This is a genomic window from Bradyrhizobium sp. Leo114 (assembly GCF_055229415.2).
Window position 1 is genome coordinate 18,272 of record NZ_JBUYEN020000007.1, and the last position, 16,895, is coordinate 35,166.

Annotated in this window: 14 protein-coding genes; 10 read left to right on the forward strand and 4 right to left on the reverse strand. The window is 63.3% G+C overall.

The genetic code is table 11. The features are described from left to right. Window positions 1-67 precede the first annotated feature (67 nt). The gene (locus ACZIRK_RS10250; protein ID WP_463327337.1) at window positions 68-3,181 is read right to left on the reverse strand and encodes an efflux RND transporter permease subunit; all 3,114 of its coding nucleotides are present in this window, start codon (window positions 3,179-3,181) and stop codon (window positions 68-70) included. After that, window positions 3,178-4,362: an efflux RND transporter periplasmic adaptor subunit gene (locus ACZIRK_RS10255; protein ID WP_130225924.1), complete on the reverse strand. Its 1,185-nt coding sequence runs from the start codon at window positions 4,360-4,362 to the stop codon at window positions 3,178-3,180. The genes ACZIRK_RS10250 and ACZIRK_RS10255 overlap by 4 nt, the downstream gene beginning before the upstream one ends. A gap of 125 nt (window positions 4,363-4,487) precedes the next feature. On the opposite strand from ACZIRK_RS10255, the gene ACZIRK_RS10260 reads away from it, so the two are divergent. Then, window positions 4,488-5,234: a hypothetical protein gene (locus ACZIRK_RS10260; RefSeq protein ID WP_130225923.1), complete on the forward strand. Its 747-nt coding sequence runs from the start codon at window positions 4,488-4,490 to the stop codon at window positions 5,232-5,234. A gap of 332 nt (window positions 5,235-5,566) precedes the next feature. Here ACZIRK_RS10260 and ACZIRK_RS10265 read toward each other — a convergent pair whose 3' ends face one another. Further along, window positions 5,567-5,827: a hypothetical protein gene (locus tag ACZIRK_RS10265; protein WP_130225922.1), complete on the reverse strand. Its 261-nt coding sequence runs from the start codon at window positions 5,825-5,827 to the stop codon at window positions 5,567-5,569. Between the two features lie 319 nt (window positions 5,828-6,146). After that, window positions 6,147-7,229: an HD domain-containing phosphohydrolase gene (locus tag ACZIRK_RS10270; protein ID WP_130225921.1), complete on the reverse strand. Its 1,083-nt coding sequence runs from the start codon at window positions 7,227-7,229 to the stop codon at window positions 6,147-6,149. A gap of 289 nt (window positions 7,230-7,518) precedes the next feature. On the opposite strand from ACZIRK_RS10270, the gene ACZIRK_RS10275 reads away from it, so the two are divergent. The 9 genes from ACZIRK_RS10275 (at window position 7,519) to ACZIRK_RS10315 (ending at window position 16,893) form a co-directional block, all read left to right on the forward strand. Next, a complete protein-coding gene (locus ACZIRK_RS10275; protein WP_028167213.1) occupies window positions 7,519-7,836 on the forward strand; it encodes an STAS domain-containing protein in 318 nt (105 codons plus the stop codon). Then, window positions 7,836-8,201, forward strand: coding sequence for a response regulator (locus ACZIRK_RS10280; protein WP_027580048.1), 366 nt, complete (start codon window positions 7,836-7,838; stop codon window positions 8,199-8,201). The genes ACZIRK_RS10275 and ACZIRK_RS10280 overlap by 1 nt, the downstream gene beginning before the upstream one ends. Further along, window positions 8,198-10,240, forward strand: coding sequence for a chemotaxis protein CheA (locus ACZIRK_RS10285; protein WP_130225920.1), 2,043 nt, complete (start codon window positions 8,198-8,200; stop codon window positions 10,238-10,240). The genes ACZIRK_RS10280 and ACZIRK_RS10285 overlap by 4 nt, the downstream gene beginning before the upstream one ends. Further along, entirely contained in the window at window positions 10,241-10,711 is a 471-nt protein-coding gene (locus tag ACZIRK_RS10290; RefSeq protein WP_130225919.1) for a chemotaxis protein CheW, read from the forward strand. Window positions 10,712-10,749: 38 nt separating this feature from the next. Further along, on the forward strand, window positions 10,750-12,447 hold the full coding sequence (locus ACZIRK_RS10295; RefSeq protein ID WP_463327338.1) for a methyl-accepting chemotaxis protein: 1,698 nt from the start codon (window positions 10,750-10,752) through the stop codon (window positions 12,445-12,447). Between the two features lie 79 nt (window positions 12,448-12,526). After that, window positions 12,527-14,320, forward strand: coding sequence for a methyl-accepting chemotaxis protein (locus ACZIRK_RS10300; protein WP_130231604.1), 1,794 nt, complete (start codon window positions 12,527-12,529; stop codon window positions 14,318-14,320). A 117-nt stretch (window positions 14,321-14,437) separates the two neighbouring features. Further along, window positions 14,438-14,923 (forward strand): chemotaxis protein CheW, encoded by a 486-nt coding sequence (locus ACZIRK_RS10305; protein ID WP_028167208.1) that lies wholly within the window; start codon window positions 14,438-14,440, stop codon window positions 14,921-14,923. A 16-nt stretch (window positions 14,924-14,939) separates the two neighbouring features. Beyond that, window positions 14,940-15,782, forward strand: a complete 843-nt coding sequence (locus tag ACZIRK_RS10310; protein WP_130231606.1) for a CheR family methyltransferase — start codon at window positions 14,940-14,942, stop codon at window positions 15,780-15,782. Window positions 15,783-15,801: 19 nt separating this feature from the next. Then, complete coding sequence (locus tag ACZIRK_RS10315) at window positions 15,802-16,893, forward strand: protein-glutamate methylesterase/protein-glutamine glutaminase (RefSeq protein ID WP_463327339.1); 1,092 nt, start codon at window positions 15,802-15,804, stop codon at window positions 16,891-16,893. The last annotated feature ends 2 nt before the right edge of the window (window positions 16,894-16,895 follow it).

Genomic DNA, 16,895 nt, shown 5'->3' on the forward strand with positions numbered 1-16,895 from the left:
TCACAAAGTCGGGAGTGAGCGATCTGTATGAAGCGACGCAATCTGCATAGTGGCGGCCGGCGCCGTCTCATTCGGCCGGCATTGCCTGGGGCTGGACGGGGGAGGTTGCCGCCTCCTTCTCGCCGAACAGCCAGATCTGCAGCCGGTCGAGATAGAGATAGACCACCGGCGTCGTGTACAGCGTGAGGATCTGCGACACCGCGAGGCCGCCGACAATGGCATAGCCGAGCGGCTGCCTGATGTCCGAGCCCGCGCCGGTGCCCACCATCATCGGCACGGCGCCGAGCATTGCCGCCATCGTGGTCATCAGGATCGGCCTGAACCGCTTGATGCAGGCCTGGTAGATCGCCTCTTCCGTGCTGAGTCCTTCATTGTGTTCGGCGTGGATCGCGAAGTCGACCAGCATGATGCCGTTCTTCTTGACGATGCCGATCAGCAGGATGAGGCCGACAATCGCGATCACGGTCAGATCGAAATGGGCCGCCATCAGCAACAGCAGCGCACCGACGCCGGCCGACGGCAGGGTCGAGATGATGGTGATCGGATGGATCGTGCTCTCATAGAGGATGCCGAGGATCAGGTAGATCACGAACAGCGAGGCGAGGATCAGGATCGGCGTGCTCGACAGCGAGGCGCCGAAGGCCTGGGCGTTGCCCTGGAAGCTGGTCTGCAGCGAGAGCGGTGGATTCAGCTCCTTCTTCACTGCATCAATGGTGCTCACGGCCTGGCCGATGGCGGCACCCGGCGCAAGGTTGAACGAGATCGTCACCGACGGGAACTGCCCCTGGTGATTGACGACGAGCGGCGAGACCTTCACGACCGAATCGACCAGCGTCGACAACGGCACCTGCTGCCCGCTCGAAGATTTCACATAGATGCCGTTGAGCGCATCGGGCGAGTACTGGAACTTCGGATTGACCTCCATGACGACATGGTACTGCTGCAGCGTGGTGTAGATCGTCGAGACGATGCGCTGCCCGAACGCATCGTCCAGCGTGTTATCGATGGTGAAGGGCAGGATGCCGTAGCTCGAGGCGACTTCGCGCTTGATGGTGATGTCGAGCAGCGGCCCGGCATTGAGCTGGTCGGTGGTAACATCGGTGATCGAGGGGATCGTTCTGATCTTGTCGAGGAACAGGCCCGCCCAACGGGTGAGCTCGCCCGGATCGGCATCGTTCATCGTGTACTGGAATTGCGTCTTGTTCAGCCGGGCTCCGATCGTGATGTCCTGGGCGGGCTGCATGTACAGCGTGACGCCCTGGATCTTGGCGAGATTGGTCCGCAATCGCGCGATCACCTTGTCGATCGGATCGCGCCGGTCGGCTGGCTTGAGCTGGATGTAGACGCGCCCGTCATTGACCGTGTAGACGCCGCCACCGGCGCCCACCGCGGCCCCGACGGAAGCGACGGCGGGATCGCGCATGATGACGTCGAGCAGGGCTTGCTGGCGCTGGGCCATCGCCTTGAAGGAGATATCCTGCGACGCTTCCGACTGACCGAGGATCAGCCCGGTGTCCTGCTCCGGGAAGAAGCCCTTGGGAATGACGACGTAGAGATAACCGGTCAGCACGATGGTGCCGAGCATCACCATCAGCGTGATGAAGCGATGACGCAGCACGATCCTGAGGCCGACCTCATAGAGGTTGAGCAGCGCGTCGAATCCGCGTTCGGACAATCGATAGAGCCGGCCGTGCGAGTTGCTTTCGGGCTTGAGCAGGTAGGCGCACATCATCGGCGTCAGCGTGCGCGAGATCACCAGCGACAGAACCAGCGCCACGCTCACCGTCATCGCGAATTCGCGGAACAGCAGCCCGACATAGCCGCTCATCAGGAACAGGGGGATGAAGACGGCGATGAGCGAGAACGTGATCGCCATGACGGTGAAGCCGATCTCGCCGGATCCCTTCATCGCCGCGTCATAGGGCGAGAGCCCCTCCTCGATGTGACGCGTGATATTCTCGATCTCGACGACGGCGTCGTCGACCACGAAGCCGACCGCAATCGACAGCGCCATCAGCGACAGATTGTCGAGGCTATAGCCCATCTCGTAGAGGATCGCGAAAGTTCCGACCAGCGACAGCGGCACGGTGACCGCCGGGATGATGGTCGCCCAGAAGCTGCGCAGGAAGATGAAGATCACCATGACGACGAGCCCGATCGTCAACAGCAGCGTGAACTGCACGTCGGCGATCGATGCGCGGATGGTATCGGTGCGGTCGGAAATGACGTTGATCTTGATGCCGGCGGGAATCGAGGCCTGCAGCACCGGCATCATCGCCTTGATGCGCGCGACCGTATCGATGACATTGGCGCCGGGCTGGCGCTGGATCGCCAGGAGGATCGCCCTCTGATTGTTGTACCAGCCGGCGATCAGGTCGTTTTCCGGCGCGCTGATCGCGCGTCCGATGTCACGGATGCGGACCGGAGATCCATTGCGATAGGCGACGACGAGATCGGCATATTGGTCGGGCTTGAACAGTTGATCATTGGTGTTGAGCGTGTAGGTCTGGCGCGGGCTGTTGAGCGTGCCCTTCGCCAGATCGACATTGGCCTGGCCCAGCACTGTCCGCAGATCCTCCAGATTGATGCCGCGGGCGGCCAATGCCTCCGGGTCGACCTGGATGCGGACGGAGGGCTTCTGCTGGCCGCCGACGCCGACGAGACCGACGCCGGAGATCTGCGAGATCTTCTGCAGCAGGATGTTCTCGGAATAGGCGTCCACCGTGGTCAGCGGCAGACTGTCCGAGGTGATGCCGAGCACCAGGATCGGCGTGTCGGCCGGGTTGACCTTGCGGATCGTCGGCGGATACGGCAGGCCTGTCGGCAGATAAGGGGAAGCGGCGTTGATGGCCGACAGCGTGTCGCTCACCGCACCGTCGATCTGGCGGCTGAGATCGAACTGCAGCGTGATCTGGGTGTAGCCGAGCGCACTCGCCGACGTCATCTGGGTGAGGCCCGGGATTTCGCCGAACTGCAGCTCGAGCGGCGATGCCACCGAGGACGCCATGGTCTGCGGATCGGCGCCCGGCAACTGCGCGGTCACCGTCAGCGTGGGATAGTTGACGTTCGGCAGCGCCGCCACCGGCATCAGCGGATAGGCGACCAGCCCAGCTACGAACAAGCCCACCATGAGCAGGGCGGTCGCGATCGGCCGTCGGATGAACGGTGCGGAAATATTCATGGGATTGGCGTCTGCATTGCGTCCTGCGCGGCGGCTTCCTCGGCCGCCTTGCCATGGAGCGCGATCACATGTGTGCCCGGCTGCAGCTTGTATTGGCCGTCGACCACCACCCGCTCATTTGCCGAGAGTCCGGAATCGATCAGCGCCTGTCCGTCGCTGATTTGCGCCACCTTGACCTGGCGGATCGCAACGGTGTTGTCGGGATTGACGACCCACGCATAGGCTCCGTTCGGACCTTGCTGGATCACCGCCGCAGGCACAGTGAGACCGTTGTGTCTCGTGTCGAGCAGCAATCGCGCGTTGACCAGCTCGCCCGGCCAGAGCTTGTTCTCCTTGTTGGAGAAATTGGCCTTGAGCTGAATCGAGCCCGTGGTCTGCAGAATCTCGTTGTTGACGAGGCCAAGCTGGCCCTGGCCGAGCTCGATCGTGTCGTCCTGGTTATAGGCGAGGACGGTGAGCGGCGCCTTGGTGATCTGCTGCTGCTTCTGGATTTGCGGCAGGACCGTCTCCGGAAGCGTGAAGATCAGCGAAATCGGATCGAGCTGGGTCACCACGCAGAGACCGTTCGTGCTCGACGGGCTGATGATGTTGCCGACGTCGATCTGGCGGATCCCGACCACGCCGTCGATCGGTGAGGTCAGGCGCGTGAAGCTGAGCTGCACCTTCGCGGCCTCGATCAGCGCCTTGTCGGTTGTGATCGCGCCGTCCAACTGCCCGACTTGCGCCTTCTGGGTTTCGATCAGTTGCGGTGTCGCCCAGCCTTTGGCCCCCAACTGGGTGTAACGGACGAGGTTGGCATTGGCGTTGGCGAGCTGTGCCTGATCGCGTTCCAGTGCTCCGGTGTACTGATCGATTAGCGCCTGATAGGGGCGCGGATCGATCTGCGCCAGCAGGTCGCCGGCATGCACATGCTGGCCTTCGGTGAAGTTGATGGTGAAGATCTGCCCCTGGATCTGGGCGCGCACCACGTCGGTGTTGTAGGCGATCACGGTGCCGACGCCGGTCAGATAGATCGGCACGTCGTGCTGGCTGACCGTTCCGGCGACGATCGGCACCGGGGACGGCCGGGCCGGCGCTGCGGCGGCCGTCTCGAACGGGAAGTCATGCATAGCGTAGAGCAGAGCGCCGGTCGCCACTGCGGCGGTCAGCATGACGGCACCGACAACGATCTTCTTTTTCATGGTCTGGGCTTCGCTGAGAGATTTGTTAGCAACCCGGAATAGCTGCCGATGACGTGACACTGCCCGCAGTGAGGATTGAGCAGGCACTGCCCGCCATCGTGGAGGTGGAGGCGGTTGGAGCGGGAGTGAGAACCGTCGGCACGGTCGGGAGGGCCGCAACCGGTCCAACGACGCCTGGAAGGAGCGATACGCCGGGCGTCGGCACCGGCGCCGCCGAGCTGACGCCGAGGTTGCCGATCTCGGTCGAGTCGAGGGGAATTCCGGTTCGATTGACACCGCCCATTGTCGTGGGTGAGGTCGACGACGGTGTCGATGATGCAATGACGCTCGTCGAGCCTGAGCCGCACATCCCCGACGTTCCCGATGTGTCGATGATGCCGGATGCTGTCGCCATGCCCGAGCTTTCCAGCGTGCCTGACGTCGTCGATACGCCCGATGTCGGTGAAATCAATGGCGATAGGCCCGGTGTCGCGGCGGTATTGCCCGCCATGGCCGCGGTTGCAGGCGCGGTCGATCCGACCGCCATTCCGGCGCCGTCGAAGGTGGCGGTCGATCCGAACATCTGGGTCGGCGCTGTTCCAACTGTCGAACAGACCGTGCCGCCGCTTGGAATTGCAATCGTGCCCGTCGCGGGAGCCGCGAGCGGACTGACTCCCGCGGACGAGAGCTCGGTTGCGCCCAGCGGAATTCCCGTTGGCGAGACCGGCGAGCCCGCGCTGCCGAGCGGAGAGGTTGCGTCAAGCGTCGGAGTCGGCGTCGCCATGCCCGTCACTTGCGCGACAGCGGCATTCGCTGTGAACAATCCTGCAAGCAGGGTCGTTGCCAGGATCGCTGTCAATCGTCTCATCATGACACTTCCTCTCCGTGAATGAAGCGCCTCGCATCGAATGCGCCAGCCGACCGAGCCGACCGGATTCTCCGACGGCTTGAACGTAGGCGCGTTCGGCGGCGCATCCACTAAATTCGTCTTTAGGAATGCAGTGAGATATCGCTTGGGATTTTCTTTGCGCAGCGCTGCGCGGAGCGCAGCAATAGCGCAGCGCTAATCCACTGATGCGCGCATGCGCCGGACAGCGGGATTTGAATCTACGATACTACCAATAAAAAAAGCGGCCGGGACCGCACAAGCGGTCCGGCCTCTTCAGTTTCGACCGTCAGCTCGACTGACAGGACACTCGTTCAACGGTGGTCCGAAGCGACCGGATCAGTAATAGCCGTAGCCGTAATAGCCATAGCCGGTGCCGGGTTCACAGGGAACGTTGCCGTCGGTCCAGGGCTGCGAGGCAAACGCGCCTACCCGCGGGGCGGGAACGCAGCCCGGTCCGCCGACATAGACCTGCTCCGGCGCCGCAACGGCAGCGGCATTAGCACGCAGAGCGTGGCGCGTGTGTTCGCGAGCCATCGCGGGAGTTGCAAGCGTCGCCGCAGCGACCAGCGCGATCGACAAGAGCTTGATTGCAGACATGGGTATTCTCCATCAGGAAGCGGAGCCAATGGAGCGTGGCTCCCCTTTCGAAGTGCGGATCGCGACACCCTGTTTAAAGAGCGCGTCTTCTCACGTTCTCTCAATGCCGCGTGAGCGCATTCGTGCGCAGGTTGCAGGCGGGAGCTGCCCGCTCACAACGACGTTACACAACTCAGAGCATGATCCGGACCCGGAGGGCCGCGTTAGCGCAAAGCGGGATACAGGTTCTCCGAAAAGATCATGCTCAAACAAGAAGATAGAGCGCGATGATGCTTCGAGGAAAAATCATCCCGCGCCAGCAGCTTGGTTTCAGTTGAAGCTAGACGGCCGTCGAAAGCGTGCGCATTTCGGCCTGCCACGGTGCTATCGCATGTTGCCCGGTGGCGATCGTCACGACTTCGTTCCAGCGTGACAGGAAGGCCTCGACGCAGGCAGGATCGAATTGGCGCGCCTTGTTGTCTTCGAGGTAACGACGCGCCTCCGCAAGCGGCATTGGATCCTTGTAGGGACGCTTCATTGTGAGCGCATCGAAGACGTCGGCGACGGCGACGACGCGGGCCGCGATCGGAATGTCGGTTTCCCTGAGCCCGTTGGGATAGCCGCTGCCGTCCCAGCGTTCGTGATGAGCTGCAGCGATCTCGGCTCCAAGCTGGATCAGTTCACAATGGCTGTCGGCGAGAATGCGTCCGCCGATCACGGCGTGGGTGCGTATGATCGCGATCTCCTCCGCATTCAGCCGGCCGGGCTTGAGCAGAATGCTGTCGGGTATCGCGACCTTGCCGACGTCGTGCAGGGGGGCCGCAAGATAGATATCGCGGATGAGCCGCGGCGGCAGGCCGAGTTCTTCGGCGATGATGCGGCTGTATTTCGCTACCCGAAGCGTGTGCTCGCCGGTATCGTTATCGCGATATTCGACGGCGAGCGCCAGACGAAGGATGATCTCCTCCTCGCGCTCCTGCAGCTTCTTCGTGGCGCTGGCAACTTCCCGGACGAGATCGGCTGCGCGGTCGTTCAGTTGCCGAACGGCAATGCCGAGCCGGATGAGATTTCTCAGCCGGACCCTGGTCTCCAGAGTTTGCGGATGTTTCGGCAGGAAATCGGTGGCGCCGGCCTCGAGCGCCTGCATGCGCACGTCGTCCGTCTGTACCGAGGTGATCATCACGATCGGAATATTGCCGAAGTTCTCGATCGCACGGAGTTCGCGGATGAATGTGACGCCGTCCATTCTCGGCATCTCATAGTCAACGAGGACGATGTCATATTGGCGTTGCATCGCCGATATCATCGCCTGCAGCGGACAGGTGTACGCCGTGACCTGCACGGTACCGTCGGCTTCCAGGAGCCGCGTGAGGAAGTCGAGGACAGAACGACTGTCGTCAACGAGAAGCGCTTGTGTAAGCATCTGACGTCCTGGTACGCACGGTCGGTTGTACGAGACCAAGAGCTACTGTGCAGGCTCTTAACGTCGACCTAAGCCTGACAATCGCCGATTGCATGGCTTTTTCGATGCGCGTGAATGCAGGCGCGAATCCTACCAGGCTACCCGTCGAATCCCGCGCACCGTAATCCTACGGTCATCTTGCATGGAATCGCGGTTGATTAACATCTTAATCACCATCTCTGCCGATACTTCGGCCGAAAGAGATTCGCATTCCGGCTAAAGCGAATCTCTGGGAATGCGGGGGCGGTGAATGGCTGACGTGACAGAGTCCAAACGGTGGCTGCAGTTGCCACCGGACTGCAGCATCGCGTCGATCCGCCAAGTCTACGACACGATCCGCGAGGCCTTCAGCCGCAATGATCGGCTCGAGATCGACTGCTCCGCTGTCGACAAGGCCGACGTCACCTCGATCCAGCTTTTGCTTTCCACCGCGGAGACCGGCAAGGCGCAGGGCCGCCCGGTCGTCCTGACTGCATTCTCGCAAAGCCTCCGCAATACCCTTCGCCGCGCAGGCTTCTCCAGCGATGCGATGATCGACCAACATTTTCACAACAAGGATGGCGCGTGATGGCTACGGTCCTGACGGTCGATGATTCCCCCAGCATCCGCCAGATGATCAAGGTCGTGCTCGAGCCGGCCGGTCACAACGTGATCGAGGCGGGCGACGGCGCGCAGGGCCTGGCGAAGGCGCAGGCAGGCAAGCTTGATCTCGTGATCACCGACCTCAACATGCCCGTCATGAACGGCCTCGAACTGATAAGGGCCCTGCGCAAGCTGCCGTCGCAGGTCGGCCTGCCGATCGTTTTCCTCACCACCGAGTCCAACGACGCGGTGAAGCAGGAAGCCAAGAGCGCCGGCGCCACCGGATGGATCACCAAGCCCTTCAAGCCTGAGCAATTGCTCGCGGTGGTCAACAAGCTGGTGCGGTCATGAGCAGCATGGACCCGACGGAGATATTCCGTCAGGAGGCGAGCGAGCTTTTCGAAACGCTCGAAGGCGCCCTGCTTGATCTTGGCCTGCGTCCCGATGACCGCGAGCTGGTCGACTCGGCGTTTCGCGCCCTGCATACCATCAAGGGCTCCGGCGCGATGTTCGGCTTCGACAAGGTCGCCGCGTTCACCCACGAATTCGAGACCGCCTTCGAGCTGGTCCGCAAAGGCGAGATCAAGCCGACCCAGGAGCTGATCGCGGTCGCGCTGGCTGCAAAGGATTACATCCGCGCCCTGATCGAAGCGCCTGACAGCGCCGATTCGATCATCGGCGACGCCATCCTGGATGATCTGAAGCGTTTCGTTTCACCTGTCGAGCAGGTCCTGCCGGTCGAGTCTGAGATCGACACCCCGCCGGCAAGCGAGAGCCGACCGGCGGGCTGGCAACTGCGCCTCGAATTCGAGTCGCATATTCTCCGCAACGGCTCCAATCCGCTCGACCTCCTGGATGATCTCTGCAAGCTCGGTCCCTGCTTCGTCGTGCCGGTCACCGATGGCGTGCCGCTATTGGACGAGCTGGAGCCCGAGGACTGCTACCTGAAATGGGACGTCACGCTGCATAGCGGTTGCGACAAGGACGCTATCGACGACGTCTTCATGTTCGTGCAGGACGAGATGAAGCTGACGCTGGTGCCGCTGGCGCAGGTCGAGCGCGCGGCGCCGACGTTCGCAATGGCGGAAGCCGAGCCGGTGGCTCCTCCGGTTCCGGCCCCGGCGCCGACCGCTTCCTCGGTCCCCGCTGCGGCGGAGCCGGCGACGCCGCCGGAACGGAAGCGCGACGAGCCGAAGCGCGCGGAAGAGCGCGGCATCGCCACGGTCCGCGTCCAGGCCGAACGGCTCGACGAGTTGATGGACCGAGTCGGAGAGCTCGTCATCGCCCAGGCGCGGCTCAGCCAGTTGGCCGCAGCCGGCTCCGATCTCTCGATCAAGATGATCGCGGAGGAGATCGAGCGGCTGGCGGGAAGCCTGCGCGACACCACGATGGGCGCGCGGATGGTGCCGATCGGCTCGCTGTTCGGACGCTTCCGAAGATTGGTCCACGATCTGTCCCGCGACCTCGGCAAGCCGGTCGAATTCGTCACCTCGGGCGAGGATACCGAGCTCGACAAGACCATGATCGAATGTCTCGCCGATCCGCTCGTGCACCTGATCCGCAATGCGATCGATCACGGCATCGAGGATTCCGAGACGCGCGCGGCGGCCGGCAAGACCGAGAAGGGGCGGATCGAGCTCTATGCGATCCATTCCGGCGCACAGGTTCTCGTCACCGTCAAGGACAATGGCGGCGGGCTCAACACCGCGCGCATCCGCGCCAAGGCGGAAGAGCAGGGGCTGATCGCGCCCGGTGCCGCGATGTCGGATCATGAGATCCATCAATTCCTGTTCCATCCGGGGTTCTCGACCGCCCAGACCATCTCCGCGCTGTCCGGCCGCGGTGTCGGCATGGACGTGGTCAAGCGCACCATCGAGAACATGCGCGGCTCGATCGATCTGTCGACGAAACCCGGCGCGGGAACGTGCGTCACGCTGCGCCTGCCGCTGACGCTTGCGATCATCGAGGGATTGCTGATACGGGTCGGCGAGGGCCGCTACATCATTCCGCTCCCGGCGGTCGAGGAGTGCGTCGAGCTCACGGCGGACGACGAGCGTTCGCGTGGCCGCAATTTCCTCAACGTGCGCGGCAACCTCGTGCCCTTCCTGCGGCTCCGCGACATTCTCGATGTGCCCGGATCACCCGGACTGCATCAGAAGACGATCATCATCTCGACCGGCGAGACGCGCGTCGGGCTGGTTGCCGACCAGATCATCGGGAATCATCAGACCGTCATCAAGTCGCTTTCGAAATTGCATTCCGACGTCACGATCTTTTCCGGCGCGACCATCCTTGGTGACGGCACCGCCGCGCTTATTCTCGACGTGGCGCAACTCGTCGCGCTGGCGCAGTCGCGAGCGGAAAAGCAGCAGATGAGCGAGGCGGCATAGATGGCGACAGATCCGCAGCAGGGCGCCGGGACCGTCGAGGACGGTTCGATGCAGGTGGTCATGATCGGGCTCGGCGACGAGAAATTCGCGCTCGATGCCGGCCTGGTGCGCGAGATCATCGATCCGGTTCCCGCGACGAAAGTGGCCGGCTCGCGCTCGTTCGTGCCCAGCGTGATCAATGTGCGCGGCAATGTCATTCCGCTGGCCGACCTGCGCATCCGTTTCGGGATGCCGCAGACCGAAGCCTCCACGGAGACACGGATCGTCGTGATCGAGGTCGGCATCGACAACGAGCCGGTCCTGGTCGGCGTCACCGCCGACAAGGTCTACGAGGTCACCGAGATCTCGCGGACCGACGTGCAGCAGACGCCGCGCGTCGGCATGCATTGGAAGCCGGAGTTCATCCGCTTCATCACCAAGTGGCGTGAAGAGTTCGTCATCGTACCGAATATGGAACGTATCCTGAATTGAGGACGTCTCGGGGGCGAGACTGAGGTTGGGGGCTGCACATGAGATTTACGGTCAAGGCCAAGCTGGCCGTTGCGTTCGGTTTGATCATCGTCCTGTCCGCGGTCGCGGGCGGTGTCGCCTACATGAAGCTCGGCGACATGATGGAGACCGCCGACAGCATGGTGCTGCGCGCCACGCGGATGGAGAAGGCGACGCAGATCGAAAAGGACATCCTGCTCCAGCTTCGAGCGGAGAAGAATGCGATTCTGGGGACGGAAGCCGACGTCGAGCAGTTTGCCGCGGAGGCAGCGAAGACCCGCGAGGCGGCGCTCAAGATAAAGGACGAGGTCTACGCACTGGCGAGCGAGGCCGGCAGGAAGCTGCTCGACACGTTTGCGGGCGCCTACGCCAAGATGAACGCCTTCCAGGAAGATACCATCAAGCTGGCGAAGACCGACAAGGCCAAGGCCACGGAGCGCTCGATGCATGAGGGACGCAAGGTCGTCGCCGATGCGCTCGAGGCCATGGGCGCCTATGTCGCGAATACGAAGAGGCAGATGGCCGAGCAGGCTGTCCAATCGAAGGAGGCGGGCCACCAGGCGCAACTGATGTTGATGACCCTGATTGGTATCTCGCTCGCGGTTGCGGTCGCGGCGGCGCTCTGGATTTCGATCAGCATCAGCCGCTCGCTCGGACGTGCGGTCGATCTTGCAGGCTCAGTCGCCGATGGCGATCTCAGCAAGACCATTCCCAATGCCAGCAACGACGAGATCGGAGATCTCGTCAAGTCGCTGAACGTGATGGTCGAGAAACTGCGGCAGATCGTGTCGGAAGCCCTGACCGCGGCGCAGAACGTCTCGGCCGGCAGCCAGGAGCTTTCGGCCAGTGCCGAGCAGCTCTCGCAGGGCGCGACCGAGCAGGCGTCCTCGGCTGAAGAAGCCTCCTCCTCGATGGAGGAGATGGCCTCCAATGTGAAGCAGAACGCCGACAACGCTAACCAGACCGAGAAGATCGCGGCGCAATCGGCCAAGGATGCCGAGGCCAGCGGCGCCGCAGTCGGCCGCGCCGTCGAAGCGATGCAGACGATCGCCGAAAAGATCACGATCGTGCAGGAGATCGCGCGGCAGACCGATCTGTTGGCCCTGAACGCCGCGGTCGAGGCCGCGCGCGCCGGCGAGCATGGCAAGGGCTTTGCCGTGGTCGCCTCCGAAGTGCGCAAGCTCGCCGAACGCAGCCAGGCGGCCGCCGCCGAGATCGGCACGCTGTCAACGGAGAGCGTGAAGGTCGCGCAAGAGGCGGGCAGCATGCTTGCCAAGCTCGTGCCCGATATCAAGAAAACCGCGGACCTGGTCCAGGAAATCACGGCGGCCTGCCGCGAGCAGGATGTCGGTTCGGCGCAGATCAACCAGGCGATCCAGCAGCTCGACAAGGTCGGCCAGCAGAACGCCAGCGCATCCGAACAGGTTTCCTCGACCTCGGAAGAGCTGGCCTCCCAGGCCGAGCAGTTGCAGTCGACGATCGCCTTCTTCCGCATCGACCAGGGTCGCAAGGCCGCCGCCGCGCCGATCGACAAGGCGGTCAGCCAACTGCGCGCGAAGGCTGCGACAATGGCGGCCGCCGATCGCGGCGCCAGGAAGCCGCCGGCCGCCGGGGCGAAGCCGCAGGGCCGTCGCGCCCTCAAGGTTGCCAATGGCGGCGGCTTCGCTTTCGAGCTGGATGAAGACGGGGACGACCGCGACGCTGATTTTCAGCGCTGAGGAGTGAAGCGTTGGTGGACTGGCAGGTTGGATTGATTGCGGTCCGACCAACAATTCGAGCATTCTCTTGGGGGCTGAAATGAGACTTACCGTAAAAGCAAAATTGGCCGGCGCCTTTGGCCTTGTCATCCTGTTGTCCATGGTCGCGGGCGCGGTGGGCTACGTGAAGCTCAGCGACATGGTCGGCACGGCCGAGAGTCTCGTTTCGCGGGCCGGACGCATGGACAAGGCCGCCGAACTCGAAAAGGGCATCCTGCTTCAGGTGCGGGCCGAGAAGAACTCCATCATCGCTTCGGAAAAGAACTATGACCAGTTCGTTGCCGACCTGGCGAAGATTCGCGAGCCGCTGCTCAAGACCAGGGACGAGATCTATGCCGGAGCAACCGACAGGGGCAAAAGGCTGATCGATGCTTTCTCGGCCGCCTACGTCAAGATGAATGCCTATCAGGATGAGACGGTCCGCCTGGCCAAGGTCGACAAGGCGGCGGCGACGGATCGTTCGATGAACGACGGTCGCAAGGTAGTGGCCGACGCGCTGGAAGCCGCAAACGCCTATATCTCGCTCGTCAAGTCGGCGATGGCCGAGCAGACCGAGCAGGCAAGGCAGGACGGGGCGCGCGCCGAGATGCTGTTGGTCATCCTGGTGCTCACCTCGCTCGTGATCGCGGTGGTGGCGGCGACCTGGATTGCGCTCAATATCAGCCGCGGACTCAGCCGTGCCGTAAACCTTGCCGATGCGGTTGCGATCGGTGATCTCAGCCAGAAGATCGACGTTGTCAGCAACGACGAGATCGGCGACCTCGTCAAGTCGCTGAATGCGATGACCGTGAACCTGAACGGAACGGCGGCCGTCGCCAACGAGATCGCGCAGGGCAATCTCACCGTCGACGCCAAGCGCCTGTCGGACAAGGATACGCTCGGCATGGCCCTGGAGCGCATGGTCGAGAAGCTCCGCACCATCGTCGCGGAAGCGCTGACGGCGGCGCAGAACGTCTCGGCCGGCAGCCAGGAGCTCTCGGCCAGCGCCGAACAGCTCTCGCAAGGCGCGACCGAGCAGGCCTCCTCGGCCGAAGAAGCGTCCTCCTCGATGGAGGAAATGGCGGCCAATGTGAAGCAGAACGCCGAGAACGCCAACCAGACCGAAAAGATCGCGGGACAGTCGGCGAAGGATGCCGAAGCCAGCGGTGCCGCGGTCGGCCGCGCCGTCGAGGCAATGCAGACGATCGCCGAAAAGATCACCATCGTGCAGGAGATCGCGCGCCAGACCGACCTGCTCGCCCTGAACGCGGCGGTCGAGGCCGCGCGCGCCGGCGAGCATGGCAAGGGCTTTGCGGTGGTCGCTTCCGAAGTCCGCAAGCTCGCCGAGCGCAGCCAGGCGGCCGCGGCCGAGATCGGCACGCTGTCGGGAGAGAGCGTGAAGGTGGCACAGGAAGCGGGCAGCATGCTGGCCAAGCTGGTGCCCGACATCAAGAGGACGGCGGAGCTGGTGGAAGAGATCACGGCGGCCTGCCGCGAGCAGGATGTCGGCTCGGCGCAGATCAACCAGGCGATCCAGCAGCTCGACAAGGTCGGCCAGCAGAACGCCAGCGCATCCGAGCAGGTCTCCTCGACCTCGGAAGAGCTCGCCTCCCAGGCCGAACAGCTGCAGTCGACGATCGCCTATTTCCGTATCGACCAGGCAAAGGACAGGCCCGCGGCTGCGATGCCGATCGACCGGGCCGTCGGCCAGCTCCGCGCGAAAGCCGCGAGCATGGCAGCCGCCGAGCGCAAGCCCGTCGCCAAGCCGGCACGTGCGCTCAAGGCCGCCGCCGGCGGTGGCTTCGCCTTCGCGATGGAAGACAGCGACGATCGCGACGCCGATTTTCAGCGCTAAAGCATGATCCGGAAAAGTGGGGAACCGGTTTTCCGAAAAGATCATGCTCAGAAAAGCAACACGCGGGGCCTGGCCTTCGAGGCGAGTCCCCGCGATCTCTGACCGGAAGGACGCAACATGGCCGGCACCGCTCAATATCTGACGCTCGGTCTCGCCGGGGAGACCTTCGGCATCAGCATCTGCAATGTCCGTGAAATCCTCGACATGCGGCCGATTTCGCGTCTGCCGCACGCGCCGCATTTCATGCTCGGCATGATCGACGTGCGCGGCAGCGGCTATCCGATCGTCGACCTCCGGCTGAAGCTCGATCTGCCGAGCGTGCCGGCAACGGAGGCGACGCGCATCATCATCCTGGACGTGCCGATGAACGACCGCCTGGTCGGCGTCGGCTTCGTGGCGGACTGCGTGTTCGAGGTCACCGACATCGATGAGGATTCGATTGGTCCCGTGCCCTCGGTCGGCGGACGCTGGCAATCCGACTACATCGCGGGCATCGGACGCAAGGGAGAAAAGTTCGTCATCATCTTCGATCTCGCACGATTGATGGCCGATGCGGAAGTGTCCGCCGACGAGGCCCGCGTCGACGCATCAGCCGCAGCCTAGACTTGCGACATCGGCGATGCTGGGAGCCGGGGTACATTTATCCGATCGTCAATTCCGCACGATCGCTGAATTGATCGAGGGGCAGGTCGGCATCAAGCTGCCTGCCGGCAAGCGCCTGATGCTGGAAGGGCGGCTGCACAAGCGCGTCCGCGCGCTCAACTATCCCGGGCTCAACGAATATGTCGAGCATCTGTTCGACAATGGCCTGCCCGACAACGAGCTCACCCATCTCATCGATGTGGTCACGACCAACAAGACGGATTTCTTCCGCGAGCCGGCGCATTTCACCTTCTTGAAGGAGATCGCGGTGCCGGCGCTGCTGAAGCCGCGCGGCCGCGGCTCGCACGGGTTGAAGATATGGAGCGCGGCCTGCTCGACCGGCATGGAAGCCTATACGACCGCGATGGTTCTCGACGACATGACGAGGTCTGGCACAAGGTTCCAGTTTCGCATCCTCGGAACGGATATCTCGACCGCGGTGCTGCGGCTTGCCAAGGCCGCCATCTATACGCGCGACGTCATCGCGCCGGTGCCGTCCGAGTTCGTGAAGCGCTACTTCCTGTCGTCGAAGGACCGATCGAGCAACGAAGTCCGCGTGGTGCCGGAATTGCGGCGACTGACGAATTTCATGCGGATGAATTTAATGGATTCCAGTTATCCGGTGGACCGCGACGTCGACATCATCTTTTGCCGGAACGTCCTGATCTATTTCGACAGGCAGACGCAGCGCAAGGTCGTCGATCAGCTTTGCTCGCACTTACGGCCGGGAGGCTATCTGCTGGTGGGGCATTCCGAATCGATGATCCACAACACGGTGCCGACGTTGAAGCAGGTTCAGCCGACAGTTTTTAGAGTCTAGCGACGTGGAGCGCACGGCAATGCCAAAGCAGAAACTTCGCGTGCTGATCGTGGACGATTCGGCGTCGGTACGCCAGATTCTCACGACCATCCTGAGCGAGGATCCGGATATCGAGGTGATGGCGACCGCCTCCGATCCGTTCGCTGCGGCGCGGCGGCTGCAGAACGAATTGCCCGACGTGATCATCCTCGACATCGAGATGCCGCGCATGGATGGGATCACGTTCCTGCGCAAGATCATGGCGCAGCGCCCCATCCCGGTGATCATCTGCTCCTCGCTCACCGAAGAGGGCTCCGATCAGATGTTCGAAGCCTTCGAGGCCGGCGCGGTCGATATCGTTCCAAAGCCACGGATCGATACGCGGCAGGCGCTCTTGGAATGCTCGAGCCGGCTGCGCGAAGCGGTGAAGTCGGCGGCGCGTGCGCGCGTGCGCCCACGCCAGCAGCGGCGTATCGTCGAGAAGAAGCTGACCGCGGATGCCATCATGCCGCCGCCGATCCAGGGACGTTCGCGCCCCACCACCGAACGCATCGTCTGCATCGGCGTCTCGACCGGCGGCACCGAGGCGCTGCTCGATGTGCTGGAGGCGCTGCCGCCGACTTGTCCGGGAATTCTGATCGTTCAGCACATGCCGCAGGGCTTCACCGCCGCGTTCGCGCGGCGTCTCAACGCCGCCTGCCAGATCACGGTGAAAGAGGCGGAGGATGGCGAGCCGGTGCAGCCGGGCTGCGCCTATATCGCGCCCGGCGCCCGCCACATGCTGCTGCAACGAACCGGCCTGCGTTACAGCATCGCCATCAAGGACGGCCCGCCGGTGTCGCGGCATCGGCCCTCGGCCGACGTCCTGTTTCGTTCGGCGGCCCAATATGCCGGCCGCAATGCGCTCGGCATCATCATGACGGGGATGGGCGACGACGGCGCGAGGGGCCTTTTGGAGATGCGCAAGCTTGGCGCGGCGACGCGCGCGCAGGACGAAGAGAGCTGCGTGGTGTTCGGCATGCCGAAAGAGGCGATCGCGCACGGCGCCGTGGAGAAGGTGGTTTCGCTCAACCACATCGCGCGCGAGATCATGCTCTGGCACCAGGCCGGACAACCTGCGCTGACGGAATGATG

Bases quoted from the DNA above. Each gene is read 5' to 3' on its own strand.
- ACZIRK_RS10250 (WP_463327337.1), bottom strand. From the start codon at position 3,181: ATGAATATTTCCGCACCGTTCATCCGACGGCCGATCGCGACCGCCCTG.
- ACZIRK_RS10255 (WP_130225924.1), bottom strand. From the start codon at position 4,362: ATGAAAAAGAAGATCGTTGTCGGTGCCGTCATGCTGACCGCCGCAGTG.
- ACZIRK_RS10265 (WP_130225922.1), bottom strand. From the start codon at position 5,827: ATGTCTGCAATCAAGCTCTTGTCGATCGCGCTGGTCGCTGCGGCGACG.
- ACZIRK_RS10270 (WP_130225921.1), bottom strand. From the start codon at position 7,229: ATGCTTACACAAGCGCTTCTCGTTGACGACAGTCGTTCTGTCCTCGAC.
- ACZIRK_RS10275 (WP_028167213.1), top strand. From the start codon at position 7,519: ATGGCTGACGTGACAGAGTCCAAACGGTGGCTGCAGTTGCCACCGGAC.
- ACZIRK_RS10280 (WP_027580048.1), top strand. From the start codon at position 7,836: ATGGCTACGGTCCTGACGGTCGATGATTCCCCCAGCATCCGCCAGATG.
- ACZIRK_RS10285 (WP_130225920.1), top strand. From the start codon at position 8,198: ATGAGCAGCATGGACCCGACGGAGATATTCCGTCAGGAGGCGAGCGAG.
- ACZIRK_RS10290 (WP_130225919.1), top strand. From the start codon at position 10,241: ATGGCGACAGATCCGCAGCAGGGCGCCGGGACCGTCGAGGACGGTTCG.
- ACZIRK_RS10295 (WP_463327338.1), top strand. From the start codon at position 10,750: ATGAGATTTACGGTCAAGGCCAAGCTGGCCGTTGCGTTCGGTTTGATC.
- ACZIRK_RS10300 (WP_130231604.1), top strand. From the start codon at position 12,527: ATGAGACTTACCGTAAAAGCAAAATTGGCCGGCGCCTTTGGCCTTGTC.
- ACZIRK_RS10305 (WP_028167208.1), top strand. From the start codon at position 14,438: ATGGCCGGCACCGCTCAATATCTGACGCTCGGTCTCGCCGGGGAGACC.
- ACZIRK_RS10310 (WP_130231606.1), top strand. From the start codon at position 14,940: ATGCTGGGAGCCGGGGTACATTTATCCGATCGTCAATTCCGCACGATC.
- ACZIRK_RS10315 (WP_463327339.1), top strand. From the start codon at position 15,802: ATGCCAAAGCAGAAACTTCGCGTGCTGATCGTGGACGATTCGGCGTCG.